The 19,093-nt window shown below is 38.3% G+C and carries 20 protein-coding genes; 6 read left to right on the top strand and 14 right to left on the bottom strand.

Annotation, left to right across the window (positions count from 1 at the left end; genetic code table 11):
- The 13 genes from A9G10_RS06315 to flgB all read right to left on the bottom strand — a co-directional run.
- Positions 1-426: T6SS immunity protein Tli3 family protein (locus tag A9G10_RS06315; RefSeq protein ID WP_218837352.1), on the bottom strand; the 426-nt coding region annotated here is incomplete at its 3' end.
- A gap of 251 nt (positions 427-677) precedes the next feature.
- Positions 678-1,547: a T6SS immunity protein Tli3 family protein gene (locus A9G10_RS06310; RefSeq protein WP_065558373.1), complete on the bottom strand. Its 870-nt coding sequence runs from the start codon at positions 1,545-1,547 to the stop codon at positions 678-680.
- The gene (locus A9G10_RS06305) at positions 1,544-2,299 is read right to left on the bottom strand and encodes a T6SS immunity protein Tli3 family protein (protein ID WP_065558047.1); all 756 of its coding nucleotides are present in this window, start codon (positions 2,297-2,299) and stop codon (positions 1,544-1,546) included. The genes A9G10_RS06310 and A9G10_RS06305 overlap by 4 nt, the downstream gene beginning before the upstream one ends.
- Positions 2,296-4,866, bottom strand: coding sequence for a T6SS effector phospholipase Tle3 domain-containing protein (locus tag A9G10_RS06300; RefSeq protein WP_065558046.1), 2,571 nt, complete (start codon positions 4,864-4,866; stop codon positions 2,296-2,298). The genes A9G10_RS06305 and A9G10_RS06300 overlap by 4 nt, the downstream gene beginning before the upstream one ends.
- 678 nt (positions 4,867-5,544) lie before the next feature.
- A complete protein-coding gene (gene flgJ / locus A9G10_RS06290) occupies positions 5,545-6,588 on the bottom strand; it encodes a flagellar assembly peptidoglycan hydrolase FlgJ (protein ID WP_065558044.1) in 1,044 nt (347 codons plus the stop codon).
- A gap of 16 nt (positions 6,589-6,604) precedes the next feature.
- Complete coding sequence (locus A9G10_RS06285) at positions 6,605-7,714, bottom strand: flagellar basal body P-ring protein FlgI (RefSeq protein WP_065558043.1); 1,110 nt, start codon at positions 7,712-7,714, stop codon at positions 6,605-6,607.
- An 11-nt stretch (positions 7,715-7,725) separates the two neighbouring features.
- Positions 7,726-8,418, bottom strand: coding sequence for a flagellar basal body L-ring protein FlgH (locus A9G10_RS06280; RefSeq protein ID WP_065558042.1), 693 nt, complete (start codon positions 8,416-8,418; stop codon positions 7,726-7,728).
- A gap of 9 nt (positions 8,419-8,427) precedes the next feature.
- On the bottom strand, positions 8,428-9,210 hold the full coding sequence (gene flgG, locus A9G10_RS06275) for a flagellar basal-body rod protein FlgG (RefSeq protein WP_065558041.1): 783 nt from the start codon (positions 9,208-9,210) through the stop codon (positions 8,428-8,430).
- Positions 9,211-9,225: 15 nt separating this feature from the next.
- Positions 9,226-9,981, bottom strand: coding sequence for a flagellar basal body rod protein FlgF (locus tag A9G10_RS06270; RefSeq protein ID WP_065558040.1), 756 nt, complete (start codon positions 9,979-9,981; stop codon positions 9,226-9,228).
- A gap of 14 nt (positions 9,982-9,995) precedes the next feature.
- The gene (gene flgE / locus A9G10_RS06265) at positions 9,996-11,207 is read right to left on the bottom strand and encodes a flagellar hook protein FlgE (RefSeq protein WP_065558039.1); all 1,212 of its coding nucleotides are present in this window, start codon (positions 11,205-11,207) and stop codon (positions 9,996-9,998) included.
- A gap of 17 nt (positions 11,208-11,224) precedes the next feature.
- Positions 11,225-11,944, bottom strand: a complete 720-nt coding sequence (locus A9G10_RS06260; protein ID WP_065558038.1) for a flagellar hook assembly protein FlgD — start codon at positions 11,942-11,944, stop codon at positions 11,225-11,227.
- A gap of 13 nt (positions 11,945-11,957) precedes the next feature.
- Positions 11,958-12,362 carry a flagellar basal body rod protein FlgC gene (flgC, locus tag A9G10_RS06255; protein ID WP_065558037.1) on the bottom strand — a complete coding sequence of 135 codons (405 nt, stop codon included), beginning with the start codon at positions 12,360-12,362 and terminating at the stop codon, positions 11,958-11,960.
- Positions 12,363-12,367: 5 nt separating this feature from the next.
- Positions 12,368-12,778 (bottom strand): flagellar basal body rod protein FlgB, encoded by a 411-nt coding sequence (flgB, locus tag A9G10_RS06250; RefSeq protein WP_065558036.1) that lies wholly within the window; start codon positions 12,776-12,778, stop codon positions 12,368-12,370.
- Positions 12,779-12,931: 153 nt separating this feature from the next.
- Here flgB and flgA point away from each other — a divergent pair, with 153 nt between their 5' ends.
- From flgA to flhA, 5 genes are all read left to right on the top strand, one after another.
- Positions 12,932-13,591: a flagellar basal body P-ring formation chaperone FlgA gene (gene flgA / locus A9G10_RS06245; RefSeq protein ID WP_081298968.1), complete on the top strand. Its 660-nt coding sequence runs from the start codon at positions 12,932-12,934 to the stop codon at positions 13,589-13,591.
- 72 nt (positions 13,592-13,663) lie between these two features.
- Positions 13,664-13,960, top strand: coding sequence for a flagellar biosynthesis anti-sigma factor FlgM (flgM, locus tag A9G10_RS06240; RefSeq protein ID WP_065558034.1), 297 nt, complete (start codon positions 13,664-13,666; stop codon positions 13,958-13,960).
- Between the two features lie 26 nt (positions 13,961-13,986).
- Positions 13,987-14,421, top strand: coding sequence for a flagella synthesis protein FlgN (locus tag A9G10_RS06235; protein WP_065558033.1), 435 nt, complete (start codon positions 13,987-13,989; stop codon positions 14,419-14,421).
- A 142-nt stretch (positions 14,422-14,563) separates the two neighbouring features.
- On the top strand, positions 14,564-15,703 hold the full coding sequence (gene flhB, locus A9G10_RS06230; protein WP_065558032.1) for a flagellar biosynthesis protein FlhB: 1,140 nt from the start codon (positions 14,564-14,566) through the stop codon (positions 15,701-15,703).
- Between the two features lie 8 nt (positions 15,704-15,711).
- Positions 15,712-17,799: a flagellar biosynthesis protein FlhA gene (gene flhA / locus A9G10_RS06225; RefSeq protein WP_065558031.1), complete on the top strand. Its 2,088-nt coding sequence runs from the start codon at positions 15,712-15,714 to the stop codon at positions 17,797-17,799.
- 107 nt (positions 17,800-17,906) lie between these two features.
- On the opposite strand, the gene A9G10_RS06220 is transcribed toward flhA, so the two are convergent.
- Positions 17,907-18,542: an NAD(P)-dependent oxidoreductase gene (locus A9G10_RS06220; RefSeq protein WP_065558030.1), complete on the bottom strand. Its 636-nt coding sequence runs from the start codon at positions 18,540-18,542 to the stop codon at positions 17,907-17,909.
- Between the two features lie 187 nt (positions 18,543-18,729).
- Between A9G10_RS06220 and A9G10_RS06215 the strand changes: the two genes are divergently transcribed.
- Positions 18,730-19,065 carry a winged helix-turn-helix transcriptional regulator gene (locus tag A9G10_RS06215; RefSeq protein ID WP_065558029.1) on the top strand — a complete coding sequence of 112 codons (336 nt, stop codon included), beginning with the start codon at positions 18,730-18,732 and terminating at the stop codon, positions 19,063-19,065.
- The last annotated feature ends 28 nt before the right edge of the window (positions 19,066-19,093 follow it).

Below are 19,093 nucleotides of genomic sequence, written 5' to 3'. Positions count from 1 at the left end.
GGCAAAATCGGTTAAATTTTGAGTAGGAATGGCAATATACTGCTTGCCGGGATTGTAATAGTGATATTTAGGTAAGTCATAGGCGGTATAAAACCGTTTTTGAATTAAGGTATGAATATTATTTTTATCGTCATGAAACCAAATATGCCCGCTGCAATTTTCGCCTTGCAGTTCAAGGTAGCGGTCAGCATCATAGCGGTAAATCACCTGCCGTTTGGTGCTGACATAATAGAATGAATTATCCAGCACTTCATCGTTTCGGGCAATGCTATAAAAAAGTTGATACCCGTCGCGCGGTTCGGGTTTAGGTGGCCGCAGTGGCATCGGCTCTGAACTTGGAAAAGGGGCAATGATTGATAAAATACCAATCAGTACAACTGGCACAGCAAATAACATAATACATAATTTAACGAATGTCTGTTTCATTGATAAGTTCCTGATTTGGCAGTACCTAGCCATTGTTGAAAGACCGTCAATAAAGACAGATTATTGGGTAATTTAACTTCATCGGCATCAAAATCGCACTGCATTCTTTATTCACCGGTAAAATTGTTTATATGCCCAATAACAACAGCCAATACGTGTTGCTTGCACAAGTTTAAGACGTGGTTTAAACAGGGTGTTAGCAAAAATCCAGCCCCCTGTAAGGGGGGACATAAGGGCAATACTTAACATGACTATTTTTCCGCCCCGACTTCGCAACGAATTTTATCCCACCCTTGGTAAGGTTTGGGTTGGATATGTTTCATTGACTCAACCCGATTTTTATATTCTTGATTATATAGAAGTCTTTTATAAGCACCAAAATTAGAGCCGTCTCTAATCCGTTCATCAGAAAAAGCGGCGGAAGGATAATAAAATTGGTTATATCTTAAACCTTGCCCATAATTAATATACTGATAATCATAGGATGCACCAAATATTACCTCGCCATTTTTTAACACAAAATAGCCGGTATTGCCCGAAATGGTAATAGGAGTATTGTAGTTTCCTGGTTTGTCATAAATTCCTTGAATAGGCGAATCATCCACACCAATAAAGAAATCGACTTCATCACCGGGTACCGCTGCCATGGGGGATACCACGGCAATAATAAAATGCCGCCCACCATCAACCGAAACGGCAAAATCGGTTAAATTTTGAGTAGGAATGGCAATATACTGCTTGCCGGGATTGTAATAGTGATATTTAGGTAAGTCATAGGCGGTATAAAACCGTTTTTGAATTAAGGTATGAATATTATTTTTATCGTCATGAAACCAAATATGCCCGCTGCAATTTTCGCCTTGCAGTTCAAGGTAGCGGTCAGCATCATAGCGGTAAATCACCTGCCGTTTGGTGCTGACATAATAGAATGATTTTTTCAGCACTTCATCGTTTCGGGCAATGCTATAAAAAAGTTGATACCCGTCGCGCGGTTCGGGTTTAGGTGGCCGCAGAGGCATTGGCTCTGAACTTGGAAAAGGGGCAATGATTGATAAAATACCAATCAGTACAACTGGCACAGCAAATAACATAATACATAATTTAACGAATGTCTGTTTCATTGATAAGTTCCTGATTTGGCAGTGCCTAGCCATTGTTGAAAGACCGTCAATAAAGACAGATTATTGGGTAATTTAACTTCATCGGCATCAAAATCGCACTGCATTTTGTCCCATCCGGTGTAATCATCGGGAATCGGGGGAATGGTGTCGGGAATGATTTGACTGCGACCTAATATTTTTTTATGTTGATCCCATTTAGATAACATATGTGGCGCTTTCGTGCCAAAAGGGCGTTCCGAGGCATGTACATTGCCATCTTTAGCTAAAATAAAGGCTTGGTCATTAACTACATCGTATTGGGGAGAATCATGATTGCCTAACCAGTACCTATTCGCTAAATGAATGCTTCTAAAGGAACGCCCACCGTCAATAGAAATATCAATAGCCGACAGATCTGATAAAGGAACAGAAATATAGTTTTTAGCGGGGTGACGATAGGGTTCGGTATAAATTCGTTGTGAGTGAGCCGCTAAACGATAATAGACTTGCTCTTTATCATCAATAAAATAGACTTGTCCATTACAACGGTAGCCGGTTAATAACAGATAACGGTTTTCGTCAAACCGATAGACAATTTGCGAAGGACTAACATATTTTTGCTCTTGCAAATCGGTAATGGGTGAAATAGCGAGTATGCTAAAAATATAGATAAGATAGCTGAGTACTTGCCAGCCCAAATGATGTCGCTTAATGGATAACCAAGAAAAGCTTATTCCTCCAATTAAGGTAAGCAATATTGCTAGAATAATCATTTATTTCTCCTTTTGGTGATAGGTTCAGGCATTGGCCATTGTATATCTTCATCAAACATATATGGGTAGTGTTTTTTAAGAATATCAGGGATTTTAGTTGGTGAGCTGGTGAAAGTATCTTTCATTAGCGAGTAAGTCCCTTCTAACGAACCAACAAACCTAAATTCATTCACTACGCTCTTAGGTACAGTGCCTTTTAAAAGATTCATACTCTTCTTAATTCCATCAGGTAAAATACCCGAAATTTGGTAGATTATTGTTTCTTTCTCTTCATTTTGACGCGACCGCCAGTCGGCATTATTAATTAGCCGATGCCAAGTTCGCTGATTGGCTTTACTTGCAATACTGACTTCGCCAAGGGCAAGGTCATACGCCATAATATGCGATGGTACCTGTTCGTGTAGGGTTATGCCAGAGTGGTGGCTGCTATCCACGGGTGTAGATGCTTGGGTTTTTACGTCTTCATAAATCCTTTGTCTGATTTCGTCTTCATCAGGAAAACACCAAACTTCGAATTTATAAGGGTCGTCGGTAAATCGGAAGTGGGCAACGTTTTTCCATTCAGGGTGCTCTGCTTCTCGATCTTTTTTCCATTGGTAATGAAGATCGATAATATTGGTATGTGGTGCCAATCCTCTCCATGGCTTTTTGGGGCGATTAGGTCCCCGATATTCAAATGTATATTTCGGGTAAGGCTTATAATGTTCCGATTTCTTATAATCATTTTCGTAATGTCTATATTTATCTTGTTGGATAAACTGATCATGATAATAAATTGCTTTGGCTAACTCAGTCTGTGCGCTTTTTCCACAGCCGGTGTAGGTAATGGGGATAGGTACTTGTTCGCCATTTACTTTTAACTGCTCCTCTACTGCGTAGCTAGCATTACTGTATAGGTTAGCATCAAAAACACTATCTGCCCCTGTTTCTGTTGGCGAATAAAGCCCGGATTGTTGATCTTGTTTTAATCGTTCTAAGTCTTCGTCATTTATTTTGTATTGAATAACGAGTTTACTTTTGAGTATATCGTAATAGCCGTTATAGTAACGACCATTTTTAACCGGATTATGTTGATTAATTAGCGAAATTTCATCTTGGGTTAAAAAGACTCTCACTGTAGTTTTATTACCTTTAACAATTTCTAAATATCTGTTGTGCAAAGCTTTTCTATCAATATATGTGGGCAAATCAATCTTGAATGTTCCACTGGGTCTAAAAAAAATAAACTTATCAGGATTTTCACCCACCGGAAAACCATGCCCAAAGGCACGTTGCCTTAATTTGTCCCCACACTGTTTAAAAACGTAGTTCGGTATACCTTGCCAACCCATTCCTTGAATGCTTCTTAACGAAACGACCTGATCATTAGGACTAAAGTAGTTATACACTTTACCGAAATTGTCACGCCAATACAGCGGATTGGTAAAATCGTAATCAGGCGTGGCAGGATTGAGTAAATCGGGTTTTATTGGGGGCGATGCCACATATTTTTCGATTAATACCTTAGGATCTTTAAACATCTTTTCCCGTAAATTCTGTCCTTGTTCGATAGCATCTACAAAATTGATAAAGGTTTGTTCCCGTGCTTTATTGGTTTGTACCGCCATGCCCAGTTCTTTTGATTGCCCTTCTAAAAATGTGCCATCAAACGCATACGGTGAGTGAGCCATAATCACGCAGTCTGCCGGTAAGTAATTTTCGTCTTTAAGCATTAGATTAGCTAACATAGTAATAATGGTGCCTTGGCTGTGGGCAACAATATTAATTGGCGCATGTTTTAATTTGTCATCATCCCTAATCTCTTTTATTAATTTAGCTAATCGATAAGCAGCGAATACCATATAAATTCGGTGCGGATTTTCATAAGCTTTTGACCCTTTTGGTGACCCTAATGTAGCCACGAAATTTGTTATAGACGTTAAACCGGGACCGTACATATCGGGTATGCAGGTGGTGGCGTCAGAAAACGGTCCACCATTACGCGTAAAAAGGTGATCGATCCAGTTACCAAATTGATCACTGCTTAATTTGGAAAAACCAAACATGTCTTTTAGTTCTTTGGTTTCACGTTCAACCCAATAAGCATCATAGGGTAGTTCGGCTTTTTTATCTTTTTTTAGTCGTTCTTCGTACGCTTTTTGTTCAGTGTAATAACTATCAATATCAACCGGTCGATACCCCCAGTAAAAAGGGATAATTGGCGAGTTACCTTTATGTTTTTCCTCACACGGTTTTAATGGCACCTTAATTATCTTGGGTTCTGTCCATTCTGTAAACATTTGCATTCTGGGCGAAAAATTTTCATGGTCGGTTTGCGTCCACTTCCATTTATTGGGTTTTAAATCGTTACGTCCTAAACGTTTGTTTAACCCCGCACAAATGCCTTTATCTAAATTAGGAAATGCTTCGCCTACATCGTTAACGCCGTGAATTAAAATAACAATACATGGCAATGGTGCAGGTACATCAACGACGTGGGTTTTCATGACATCAGTCGATTTTTCCGGTACTCCTATTACGCCTTCAACACAGGCAATGACATCATCATAGCTATTTTTATCCGTCATAAATTAACTCCTTGGGTAATCTTTTTACTATAATTGATTTATTTTTGTTATTGTTAATTTTGATTTTTTCACTATTTAATCCATGAGCTGATGTTCTATACCATTGATAAAATACGTAATGCCATTGAGTGGATTGTTTAAGACTATTGGTATTTTTATTGAGTTTTTTCAACCAATTTTTAAAAAGGGTTGTTTTAACATGATTGATTGATAAAACGCGAAAGGTGGTTAGTTTTAGGGGTAACCTGTTATGGTTAATGACAGACATGAATAAAATCGACAATTGCTTAAAATTAACAATGGTGAACAAATTGTGATTAAGCGACAAAACGTTGATTAAAAAATTTTGCTTGTTTATTGTCGATTTCCTTGTGTTCATTGTGCATTCCTTTGGTGTTCGATAGTGATAATTTTTTACCGAATTAGATAACTATCAGTATAAAAATTAGTCTAGTTAAAATACGTCTTTTTTTTCAACAATGCAACTTTTTTTTTGATTAAAATTATCGAGATAAGTGTTTAAACAAGGTGAGTAGCTTGTTAGCAATCAAGGCGATCACTAACAATATAAGGCATTTATGACTATGCGGTTATTGCATTTATAAACAACCCATATTGTGTTTTAAAAAAGGTTGCTAATGGTAAAACGTTATCCGTTAGATTGGTTTTTTTAGTCAATCAATTAAACATAATTCGTTTAAAACTTGTTACATGGGTGGTGGGGTGTGTTTGAGCAATTTGTTCTATACGGGCAATAATTTGTATGAGTTTGTCACTGTAGTTGGGATCGGTTGCGTATTTTGCTGCTTGTAATGCTTTGGCGGCGGTTCTTGCATCGGGTGCTTTGACCACCGCTTGGTAGCGAGGGCTTTGGGTTAATAGATTAATATAGTCGGTTAATGCATGTTGTTTACTGGTATAGACTTTGAAATTATCTTGAATTTTTATCATTCGGTCATTGATAAATTCTTGTGTTGTTAATCGAGTCGCATTACCTTGCCATGTTGGCGTGGCTTTGATACCAAAGTAGTTATGGCTTGATTGGTTATCTGCGGTTTTAATCAGTTTTTGTCCCCAACCGGTTTCTAATGCGGCTTGTGCAATGATAACTTCGTAAGGTATACCTGAACTTTTTGAAGCTTGTTGAGCAGGAACAATCCATTCTTTGACAAATGCGGTTACATGATCTTGATTTGCCTTATCGGCAGGTTTTAACGATGTGAGTTCAGATGCATTTATTTTTGATGCATTATCGATTTTATGGCTATGATAAAGCATTTGTCCTAATGCTTCGGGCGTGACTGTCGCTGATGCGTTGCTAAATAAAGATTGTGCAAGTTTAAGGTTAGGTTGTTGCGACGATTTTTGAGGTTGAATAGGAATAGTGCCCGATGACGATATATTTGATGACAAAGGTTTGCCATGCGTGAGTTGCTTGGTGATGATATTAGCAAGCCCCAACCCTTTACCCGCTGCTTGCTGAGCAATTTGCTGATCAAACATCGATGTAAAGAGTTGGGTTGCAGGTTGATTGAATAATCCACTGTCCGGCACTGCTTTACGCATTGATTGCATCATCATATTAATAAATAGCGTTTCAAATTGTTCGGCAACTTGTTTAATACTTTGATTAGTCCCTTTTGCCACATCGCGCTTTAATTGATTTAATCCATTTACATCATAGGCAAAACGGTGAACAGATTGATTAATCAGATTATTCATATTCTATTTTTTATATCTAAATGGTTTCTAACGAAGCATGTAAGCAACCGGCTTTTTTAAGTGCTTCAAGGATTGACATTAATTCGGTCGGATTGGCACCCAATAAGTTGAGCGATTTAATCACACTATTTAAATTCACCCCTGCAGTGACTTTTTGCAATGCACCACCTTGCTCTTCAACCGCAATTTGTGTTTCAGGTGTGACCGCTGTTTCCCCACCCGCTAAAGGTGTATTGGGTTGGTTAACTTTGAGTTTGTTATTGACGACAACCGATAAGTTACCATGCGCGACAGCGCAGTTATCCAGCTGGACTTTTTGATTCATGACCACAACCCCAGTACGAGTATTAATGACAACTTTGGCTGAGATCGGCGTAGCACCAATTTCAAGATTTTGTATTCGTGATAATAATTTAACCCGTTCTTGACTGGTAACAGGCATTTTGACTGTCACCGTCGTACCGTCCAGTGCCACAGCACTGTTTTTTTGTAATTTATTAATCGCTTCGGAGATTTTTAAGGCACGAGTAAAATCGAATTGATTCAGATGTAAGTGAATAATGTCTTGTTCATCTAATCGCATGGCTAATTCACGTTCAATCGTTGCACCATTTGGGATTGTCGCACCAGCTAATTGATTGACACTTACGCTACTTCCGCCACTACTTGCGCCCATGCCACCCAAAAATAGATTACCTTGAGCAATGGCATAAACTTGGTTATCTGCGCCTTTTAACGGCGTCATAATTAATGTGCCCCCTCGTAGACTTTTGGCATTACCAAGTGAAGATACCACGACATCTATTTGTTGTCCTACACGTGCATAAGAAGGTAATTTTGCCGTAACCATAACCGCAGCAACATTTTTAAGTTGCATATTGCTGCCTGTTGGAACAGTAATACCTAATTGAGACAACATATTGGTGATACTTTGAATCGTAAACGGTGTTTGTGAGGTTTGGTCGCCCGTTCCATCAAGTCCTACCACAATGCCATAACCCACTAATGCATTATCACGTACCCCTTGTATGGTGACTAGATCACGGATGCGTTCAGCGTAACTATAAGGTATCGCTAAAATCATCATTAAGATAAAACAGATAAGAGTAGGTATTTTTTTTATCATGCTAAAACTCGTTAAAACGGTGAAAGATTGAGAAATAAACGCTGTAGCCAACCCATTGTTTGTGCTTCATCGATGTAGCCATTTCCGACGTATTCAATACGGGCATCGGCTACTTGTGTTGAGATAACGGTATTATTGCCGCTAATTGTTCGAGGGTTAACTACACCTGAAAATCGTATAAATTCGGTTCCTTGATTAATCGCAATTTGTTTTTCACCAATGACTTTTAAATTGCCGTTTATCATGACATCTTGTACGGTGACAGTAATAGTACCACTAAAGGTATTTTTAGCGTTTGCTCCTCCAGAACCTTTAAAATCATTACCGCCAGACATGTCTGTTTCGACTTTTCCCCGTCCAACCAGTCCATCTAAAAAAGTGGGCACAGCTTTTACCCCTAAATTCAATGAACTGTTACGTCCGGCATTGATTGATGAGCTTTTGCTAGCGCTGACGTTTTCTTGTAACACGATAGTTAGCACATCACCAATATTGCGTGGACGGCGATCTTCAAACATGGGTTGATAACCAAAATTACTTGGTTGTGCTGCTTGATAGATAGAGCCGCTGGTGTTAACAATTTCTGGCATTTGCGGAACGATGCTTGTTTCGCCTTTGACTAATGGCTTTTTTGGTAATTGTGCGCAATTCACTAAGCACAGCGTAGCGATCACGATATACAGGGATTTTATCACGTTTATCATGGTATTAATTTATAACTGATTTAATCGTTGTAGCATCTGATCGGATGCTGAAATCGCTTTACTGTTAATTTCATAAGCACGTTGTACTTGAATCATATTTACCAGCTCTTCGGCAACATTGACATTCGATGTTTCGGTATAACCTTGGTATAGCAATCCTGCACCATTTAGCCCGGGGGTGTTTTCAGTTGGCGCACCAGAACTTTCGGTTTCTAAGTAAAGATTTTCTCCCATGCTTTCAAGCCCCGCATCATTAATAAAGGTGTGTAATGTCAGTTGACCTACTTGCACTTGCGAGGATTGATTAGCAAGGGTGGCATTGACAATACCATCACGCGCGACCGTCATTTTAATCGCATTTGCGGGAATATTAATGGTCGGTTGAATTTCATAACCGTTGGCGGTGACGAGTTGTCCATTTTGGTTAACTTGAAATGCGCCACTACGAGTATAAGCTTGAGTGCCGTCGGGTAATAGCACTTGGAAAAAGCCTTGTCCATTAATAGCAATATCACTGCTGTTGTCGGTTAATTCTAAATTACCTTGGCTGTGAATTCGTTCGGTAGCAACCGGTCTTACCCCTGTACCGATTTGCAAGCCTGACGGTAAGGTAGTTTGTTCTGAGGATTGTGCACCCGGTTGGCGAACAGTTTGATAGAGTAGATCTTCAAATACCGCTCTTTGCCGTTTAAAACCACTGGTACTGACATTGGCTAAATTGTTGGAAATAATATCCATATTCATTTGTTGTGCGGTTAAACCGGTTTTGGCAATCCAGAGTGATTTAATCATTGGTGATACTCCTAATTAAGTCAGTGATAATATTTGATTCGCTTTTTGGGCATTTTCATCAGCGGTTGTGATCCCTTTCATTTGCATTTCAAAATGGCGAGAGTGGCTGATTAAATCAACCATTGCGACAACGGGATTAACATTACTGCCTTCTAATACGCCCGACATCAATTTGGCATTGGGATTATCGGGTAATACGGCGCCACGGGCATTGCGTGTTTGTTCAGTCAATTGAAACAAGCCATTATCACCCCGAATTATTTCGTTGGGTTTAAGTTGGACTTTTTTAATTTTACCCACTTGGGCTATGGTGGTCGGTTTATCACCTGCGCCTAAAGCTGATAAAGTCCCGTCTGAACTGATACTGACTTTTGATTGTTGCGGAACGGTTAGTACACCGCCATCACCCATTAAAGGATATCCTTGCACACGCAATGTACCTTCTTCATCAATTTGGATCGCACCATTACGGGTATAAGCCTCACTACCATCGGCAAGTTGTACTGCTAACCAGTTATCTTCGGCTAAAGCAACATCTAATTCTCGACCAGTATAATTAAATGCCCCCATACTGGCATCAAATGTGGGAGTGGTTGCCGTGACCATTGTTCGGGTTGGCATAGTGCTGCCAACAATAGGCACCGCTTTCATTGCGGCTAATTGGGCACGAAACCCCGATGTTGAAACATTGGCTAGGTTATTACTGGTTATCGATTGCCGATGAAGTGTCTGACTTGCTGCCGACATGGCGGTATAAATAACGCGATCCATAATTTATTCCTCAATTAACGCAAGTTAACCAATGTGTTGAGTATCTGATCCTGCGTTTTTATGGTTTGCGAATTAGATTGATAATTGCGCTGGGCAACAATCATGTTGACTAATTCTTGACTCATATCCACATTGGATGATTCCACTGCACCGCTGGTTAATGCGCCCATCGTACCTGAGTTTGCAATACCTAATACTTCAGCGCCTGATTGGAGTGTTGAACGCCAATTGTTATTGCCTGCTGACTCTAGTCCGTTTACATTGGCAAAATCCGCCATCGCAATTTGACCTAACAACATGGTTTGTTGGTTAGAATAGATACCGTAAATCGATCCGTCATTATTGATGTTGTACCCGACTAAGTCACCCGGTGCATAACCATCAACGACAGGGGTTTTGATACTGCCTACTTCTTTGCCCATATTTTGTTGAGAGCTATTAGCCAGTGATAGTGTAAACGTGTTGTCAGCCGAGCCATTAATACCGTTAATATTTACGGTCATTTCTGGATCACTGATTAATTTACCGGATGAATCAAATTCCATTTGCCCCATTTTTTGTAATGTTGCATTCGGATCGCTGCTGTCAAGATAATGCACATCCCATTGATTGTCGGCTGTTTTGACATAAAACAGTTGTACATTACGTTGATTACCGAGCGAATCGTAAGTTGTCAGCGTTGTTGAGTAGTTGAACGTATCGGCATCAAGTGCATTGATGGGCTGTTTTTCAGGTACTGTACTATTTGAGTTTAAGTTAGTTTGTAATGATGCTTTTGTCGTGGCGGCAGCATTTAACATTTCTTGTGAAATTTTAAGCGGTCCCGGTGCTGCACCTTGTGCAATTTGTGGCGGTGTTCCTGTGGCTAAGTAGCCAGTGAGTTGCAAACCATCCGCCGAGATAATATTGCGCTCCGCATCTAATTGAAATTGACCATTACGGCTGTAATAAATTTGTCCACTACTATCCACTAAGCGAAAAAAACCATTGCCTGAAATAGCAACATCTAAACTATTGTTAGTGGCGGTTGTTGTTCCGTCACCAAAATTTTGCATGACGGCTGCAACTTTCACACCCATACCAACTTTTGATCCGGCATACATGTCGGCAAATGAGATACTCGCACTTTTAAAGCCAACGGTTGCAGAATTGGCAATATTATTACCAATGACGTCTAATTGTTTTGATGCAGCATTCATGCCGCTAATTGCTTGAGAAAATCCCATTTGAATTTTATCCCCTTTTAAAGAATTTGACGTACTTCGTCAATACTAATTGAACCAAGTATTCCTAAATCGAGTAATACTTTATTATTAACTTTACTGTTTATCACACCATAGACAACCGAATAGCCAAGTGACGTTGAAGATACTTTTTGTCCATCGTAACTGGCATTGACCGAAAAGGTATAACTGCCATCTGGGGCGGTGGTGCCATCGTTTAGCTGACCGTCCCAAGTGAAGGAGCTAACTCCAGCAGGAATCGAACCTAAATCGACTTCACGTACGACATTACCATTTTCATCTAAAATCGTAATGATGACTGAATCCGCATCGCGCATTAGCTCAAAACCAAATGGTGTGGTAATGGTTTCGGTTTCGTTATCACTACCTTCAAGCTCAGAGGTCGCCACTAAAATTTTATTGCCAGGTACCATTACCCCTTTACCAATCATGTTGCTGGCATTGACCGATAAGCTATCGTCAATTTGCCCAGATACCATACCAAGCGTAGTATTTAATCTTTCAATCCCCGCTAACGTGTTAATTTGAGCAAGTTGCGAGGTTAATTGACTATTATCCATTGGGTTGGTTGGATCTTGATTCTTCATCTGGGCAATCAGTAGCGTTAAAAAGTTATCTTGTAATTCTTTACTCGAATTTCCATCAGTTGTACTTTTTTGTTTGGTTTGAATGCCGTTTACACCTACCGATTCGGATACAGACACATTTGTTACACCCATCTATCACTCCTTACTATTGACCTAATGTCAGTGTTTTTAACATTAGGCTTTTGGCGGTATTAATGACTTCGACATTGGCTTGATAGCTGCGTGATGCAGATATGGTGTTGACCATTTCGGCAACAACATCGACATTGGGTTTTTGGATGTAACCTTTCTCATCGGCTAATGGATGATGTGGCTCATAAACTAAGTTCATGGGTGCCGGGTCTTCAATCACTTGGGCGACTTTAACGCCAGCAATACTATTTTGTTCACCGTTATTATCCACCTGAAAAATAACTTGTTTTGCTTGGTATGCTTTTCCTGAGGTGCTGGTGATGCTGTCAGCATTAGCTAAATTACTGGCGCTGACATTCATTCGCTGAGTTTGTGCCATTAAGGCCGAGCCAGAAATTGCAAAAATTGAAAAACTCATACTGATTATCCTTGCTGTAATACAGATATTACATTTTTAAATTGTTCACCTAAAAAAGTTAAATTGCTTTGATAGTGGATACTGTTATCCATAAATGCTGTGCGTTCTTGATCCATTTCGACTGTATTACCGTCAGCGGATGCTTGATAAGGAATACGATAAAGCATATTTACATTTGTCATAGCAGGTGCATTGATCTGTATATGTTGATTCGACGTTACATTAAGTTGTAGGTGATGGCGATTATTCTGATGAGTTAGTGCTTTTTTTAATTCGGCATTAAAATCAATATCACGAGCCTGATAATTCGGTGTATCACTATTAGCAATATTTGATGCTAAGATAGTTTGTCTTTTTTCACGTACATTTAATGCTTGTTGATGAAAATTAATAAAGGTGTCTAATTTATTCAGCATAAAATCGTCTCACTTTGTTTGATATTTAAAATTTTATGTGAATCAAAAAAAATTCATCGTATAAATAACAACAAAAATTGTCTTTATTTCAACATTCAATAAAATTGTTCATACAGTAAAATCGGCTTACAAATAATTTTAAAACAAGCAAATATGATTAAGGTTTTTAGATTAATACAGCTTATTTCACTATTATTGGTGACCAATATGGCGATGGCTGATTCATTTGAAAGAGCGGTGAATGATTTAGTTTCAAAACATATAACGGTTCCTGTCGATAATATTTCAATATCTTATATTTCGCCTAAACCGCAGTTAATGTGTGATGAGCCCAAAATTACGCTACTGAATAATAAAAAACAGTGGGGTACGATGACCATTGGCGTTAAATGTGGTAATAAAACTCAGTATTTGCAAATAAAAGTCAGTGCTGAGGGACGTTATTTTGTCGCAGATAAACCTATCAGTGCAGGAACTATCATTACTGATGCATTGATACGGTCAAAGTTGGGACGACTTGATCTTCTAGCCAATTCGGTAATTTTAAATAAGCAGCACATTATTAATCATATTGCTTTACGTAACATCGATCTTGATGAGCCAATTCGAACTTCAATGCTACAACAAAATTGGCACATTAAGGCCGGTCAAATGGTGAAAGTGTTGATTAATGGAGAGGGGTATGTGATTGCGACAAAAGGTAAATCTCTTAATAACGGTGCCTTAGATGATCATATTAGTGTAAAACTTAATTCTGGCAATATTGTTGAAGGTATTGTTACGCAAGCGGGTGTGACAATTTTCGATAAATAAAATTAATGATTTTTTTATTTTTGCCGATAATTAGACTAAACAAATCATTAAATTTTTGATCAAAGGTATTTTATGAGTATAGACGCGACTAAATCGGTAACGACAATAGCAGGATTACTTAATCGTGATGTTATCAATGAGCAACCAAAAAGCCCACGATCATCTGAGCAGACAAAAAATAGCCTGACCAGCAGTGCTAATGTGACATTAAGTCAAAATACTTTATCGCTTTTACAGTCTACGCATAATGATATTGACATGGAAAAAGTTGAAAGTATAAAACAGGCTATTACTGAAGGTAAATTAGTGATAAACACCACAAAAATAGCTGATGAACTTATCAAACAGATGATTGAAAATATTGAATAGTAAGTAAAGTTTGAAAGGAAATAAAAATGTTAGAATTAAATGACATCTTAAATAAAATAACCGTCATGTTACAAACACTTTCAGACATTTTGCAGACCGAGCAACAAGTGCTTATTGAAAACAGTTCTATCAATCAACTTAATGAAATCATTAATAAAAAGAGTCAATTACTTATCGAATTAAAATTATTAGATGAAAAACGAATTAATACCAGTAAACAACTCAATTTATCTTCCCCCTATAGTGAAAATCCAGAACTGGCAGAGCAATGGCAATCCATTACAACTACTACGCGGTTATTAGCGAATATCAATCGTGATAATGGTTTGATTATTCAAAATCGTATGCATCGTACTCAGCAAACTATCGATCATTTAAAAAGTATTCATAATCCGGTTGTTTATACCAATAATGGTTATCAACAAACCGAAACAATCTCATCAAAACGAGCAAAAGTTTAATGATGATTGCGGTGTGTTCACTGCAAACGCGTTAAATACACCTTAATTTGTCGTTTAATCAAGCCAATAACTTTAGTGTGTTAAGTTCATACTGTGACTATTTTATTTCTATTTAGACAGTTAGATACTATTAACCCCCATCATGGCTAATGAAAGTGATGTAGATAAAAGCGAACGCCCCACCGATAGCAAACTTAAAAAAGCTAAAGAGAAGGGACAGATACCCCGTTCACGAGAATTGACTTCCGTCATTATTTTGTTGGTGGGCATTATGCTATTTTGGTTAATGGGTTCTACATTAGTCCAAAAGTTAATCATCATGATAAAAACAGCGATGCAAGTCTCTTTTCGTGTAAATGATGAATCTCGTATTCTGACAAATTTGATTGAGTTGATGACCGCAGGCTTTTGGGCTATTGTTCCTCTGTTTTTTGCATTGGTTATCTTTGCTATTGTGGCGCCGCTTTGTGTGGGTGGTTTGTTATTTAGTTGGCAATCAATTAAACCCAATTTTAAAAAGTTGAATCCGATTTCTGGTTTTGGTCGGATGTTTAGTCGACGAATTTTAGCGGAATTATTTAAAAGTATGCTAAAAGTCATATTAATTACCCTAGCTGCTTCATTGTTATTATTAGACTTGTTTCCAAACCTGCTTTCTCTTCCCAAAATGTACCTAAATAGCGCATTAACTAAAGCGATAGATCTTATTTTAATTTGTGGGTTATTTATGGTGTTGTCACTTATTCCTATGGTTGGCTTTGATATCTTTTATCAGATTTGGAGTAATTTAAAAAAACTGATGATGTCAAAACAGGAAATTAAAGATGAGTTTAAAGAGCAAGAGGGAAATCCTCAAATAAAAGGCCGTATTCGGCAGATGCAGCAAGCCATGGCAAGGCGTCGCATGATGAAAGATGTCGCTAAAGCAAATGTCATTGTAACCAACCCGACGCATTATGCGGTTGCTTTACATTATGATGAAAAAACCATGATCGCCCCTAAGGTATTGGCAAAAGGAACGAATTTGGTTGCTTTAAGAATTAAGGAGATTGGCAATCAACATCATATTCCACAATTAGAAGCGCCACCACTAGCTAGGGCTTTGTATCGTTATGGCGAAATTGGCGAGACCATTCCAACCGAATTATATACAGCTGTTGCGCAAATTCTTGCTTGGGTTTATCAATTAAAACGGTGGCATAAATATGGCGGTGATAAACCGATGACACCTAACAATTTGCCAGTACCTGAATCATTAGCAGAAAATCAACCAAGGCGGTAATTAATCACATGATTAAAAATAAAATAGTTTCGTTTTTATCAACCAATGGGCTTAAAAAAGGGCATTATCAGATTTTAGCAGGTCCACTGCTGATTTTATTGATTCTTTCAATGATGGTATTACCTTTACCTGCATTTATGTTAGACCTGTTTTTTACCTTCAATATTGCGTTATCAATCATTATTTTGATTGTGGCATTGTTTACTAAGCGTGTACTTGATTTTGCGGCTTTTCCAACTGTGTTACTGTTTGCGACTTTATTACGCTTGTCATTAAATGTTGCCTCAACGCGGGTTGTTCTGTTAAAAGGCCATACTGGCAGTAATGCCGCAGGTCGGGTGATTGAAGCCTTTGGTCATTTTCTGGTAGGTGGTAATTTTGCGATAGGTATTGTAGTTTTTATCATTTTGGTGATTATTAATTTTATGGTTATCACCAAAGGGGCCGGGCGAATAGCCGAAGTCGGGGCTCGCTTTGCGTTAGATGGTATGCCCGGTAAGCAAATGGCTATTGATGCGGATCTTAATGCTGGATTAATTGGTGAAGACGAAGCCAAAGCACGCCGAGCCGAAGTCACCCAAGAAGCCGATTTTTATGGTTCAATGGACGGGGCAAGTAAATTTGTTCGGGGTGATGCCATTGCTGGCTTATTGATAATGGCAATTACCATTATCGGCGGGCTGTTAGTTGGGGTCGTACAACATGGTATGGCACTAGCGGATGCGGGGCAAACGTATGTATTATTAACTATTGGTGATGGTCTGGTTGCTCAAATCCCTTCTTTAATTATTTCAACGGCTGCTGGCGTGATCGTGACAAGAGTCACATCACAAGAAAACATCAGTGAACAGATGCTAAACCAGTTGTTTAAAAATCCACAAGTATTAATCTTGACTGCGGTTGTCATTGGATTATTGGGTTTGATTCCGGGTATGCCAAATCTGGTGTTTTTACTGTTTACTGCAATATTAATTTTGCTTTCTTGGTGGATTAACAAGCAGAAAAAAAATGATACGACTGCCAGCACTAAGCAAGTTGATACGCAAGCGACGACACCCAGTAATATTGAAGCATCTTGGTCGGATGTCAGTATTGAAGATATTTTAGCAATGGAAGTGGGGTATGGGTTAATTCCTATGGTAGATCAGACTCAGAATGGTGAATTATTGGGTCGGATACGCAGTTTACGGAAAAAGTTTGCTCAAACGTTTGGTTTTTTGCCACCTCAAGTTCATATTCGAGATAATTTATCTCTTGCCCCTTATCAATATAAGTTGTTTATAAAAGGGGGGGAAATAGGGAAAGGTGAAATCGTAAATAACAAATGGTTAGCGATTAATCCGGGTAATGTGGCAGAAACCATTGACGGAATAGCCACTACCGAGCCTGCTTTTGGTTTGCCTGCGGTATGGATAGATGCTAGCAATAAAGAAAATGCTCAAATCTTAGGTTATACCGTTGTTGATACCAGCACCATGATTGCGACGCATTTTAATCATTTGTTACAACAGTTCGCCAGTGATTTATTAGGACGAGTGGAAACACAAGAGTTACTGGATCATGTTAAACAAGATATTCCAAAATTGGTGGAGGATTTTATACCGGGCGTTATTACGTTAACGACTTTTCATAAAATACTCCAAAATTTAATTGCCGAAAAAGTGTCAATACGTGATATGCGCACAATTATCGAAACCATAAGTGAACATGCACCAAATCAAAACGATGCTTATCAATTACTTAGCTTAGTGCGAATAGCATTAGGAAGAGTGATAACACAACAATGGTTTCCGGGCAATGGAGCAATTAATGTCATTGGTTTAAATGTGAATTTGGAGCGATTGTTGTTACAAGCACTCCAAAATACCAGTAATGTTGAGCCGGGATTAGCGGATCATATTATTCAACAAGTTAAGCAGGCTTTAAATCAGCAAGATGCCATTGGTGCACCGCCTGTACTTTTGGTTAACCACACATTAAGACCGATGCTTTCACAATTTTTAAGACCCCATTTTCCACAGCTTGTGGTATTGTCAAACTTAGAAATCACGGATAATCGAGAAATCAAAATGACTTGTCAAATTGGTGTAGAATAGTACCAGTAATTTGATTAATCACGCTTAAATTGAAAATTCAGCAATAAAAAGCGCTATCATATAGTGAACAGGCATTAGCTGTTCACTATATAAAATAGATTTTTATCTTATTCTGTCACTACTGTAAAACGTTGTTTAATGTGTTTGGCATTTTCTGCTTCATCAACCATGGCTATGGCATAATCAGCATAGCTAATTTGGCTTTTTCCTTGAGTGTTGAATAAGACCTGTTCACCGCCTGCTTTGTAGTGACCTGTTCTTGCGCCATCGGCAATGAACTCAATAGCTGGGCTTAAGTAAGTCCAGTTCACATCCTGACATTTTTTTAATTCATCGAGCGCTTTAGCCATATTATTAGCTAATGGTTTAAACTCTTCTGGAAATTCCGGTGTATCAACTAAACGAACAGTATGTTCAGGATTGACATATAAACTACCTGCACCACCAACAACTAATAAACGGTTAGGTTTACCGCTTAAAATATCGGTTAAATGTTTTAAACTAGTTTGATGTTGAGGAAGTGATTCAAGGCTCCATGTTGCAAATGCATCGACAATAACATCAAAAGGTTTCAAATCTTCATAAGTCAGATCAAACAGATCTTTAACTAAGATTTTTGCATTAGGATTAACATGAGAATTTGGATTACGGACAATTGCCGTCACATCATGCCCACGTGCAATTGCTTCTTTAACTATCAGACTGCCAGATTTACCACTTGCACCAATAACAGCTATTTTCATCTTTTTACTCCTTTATTCTTTTCAATTTAATAATATTGTTGGATTCTGGTTTTAGGTTATGTTAAGAAAAATCTTTAAGTAATGAATGTTTTTAGATTAATATTCTAAGTATCTATTGTAAAGTAGGTACTAAACAGTAATATAGTTACCAAATTAATACTATAATTGAATTTAAAGGATTTTTAATATGTCTCTCAATGAAAATTTACCCCCTTGTCCAGTCGAAACTACGCTTATGTTAATGGGCGATAAATGGAAAGTCTTAATTGTTCGTGATTTATTAACAGGTACAAAACGCTTTGGAGAATTAAAAAAATCCTTAGACGGAATATCGCAAAAAGTGTTAACCCAGCACCTACGTGCCATGGAAAAAAACGGATTAATTCATCGCAAAGTCTATGCCCAAGTACCACCGAAAGTGGAATATACTTTAACCGATGTTGGACAAAGTTTAAAACAAGTGCATGACGCCATGTTAGAGTGGGGAAGTGCTTATAAGTTAAGGCAGTGTGTTAAGAAATAGGTTTTTAACATGAATAAAAAGCTATTTT

This window comes from Gilliamella sp. wkB308 (assembly GCF_001690185.1).
GTDB lineage: Bacteria > Pseudomonadota > Gammaproteobacteria > Enterobacterales > Orbaceae > Gilliamella > Gilliamella apicola_I.
Note: the sequence above shows the minus strand (reverse complement) of the source record. Positions and strands in the feature narration are given on the sequence as shown.